Origin of the sequence: Pantoea sp. GbtcB22 (assembly GCF_019091025.1) — a bacterium.
Classification (GTDB): Bacteria; Pseudomonadota; Gammaproteobacteria; order Enterobacterales; family Enterobacteriaceae; genus Pantoea; species Pantoea leporis.
The window spans coordinates 1-233 of the sequence record NZ_JAGXKB010000928.1 but is presented as its reverse complement, the minus strand read 5'-3'; the positions used below and the strand labels follow the sequence as shown (position 1 = coordinate 233).

Genomic DNA, 233 nt, shown 5'->3' with positions numbered 1-233 from the left:
CGGCGTGCCAGATAAATAGGATCGAACGCTTGGGCCGCTGGCCGCCTTTAGCGAACGCCTCGGCAATGTTGAGAACAGAGACCGTCCCTGAGCCGTCATCGTCGGCACCATTCCAGATCTTGTCAGGGCCCGGTGCGAATGGGTTCATCCCGACGTTGTCATAATGGGCCCCGACCGCCACGTACTCATTCTTGAGCACCGGGTCCGAGCCCTCGAGGATGCCGACAACATTC

General features: G+C 60.1%; 1 protein-coding gene. It reads right to left on the bottom strand.

All coding sequences use genetic code 11. The annotated features are described in order from the left end of the window. A partial coding sequence (locus KVT28_RS27060) for a M28 family peptidase (protein WP_217551420.1) occupies positions 1–233 on the bottom strand: 233 nt, incomplete at both ends.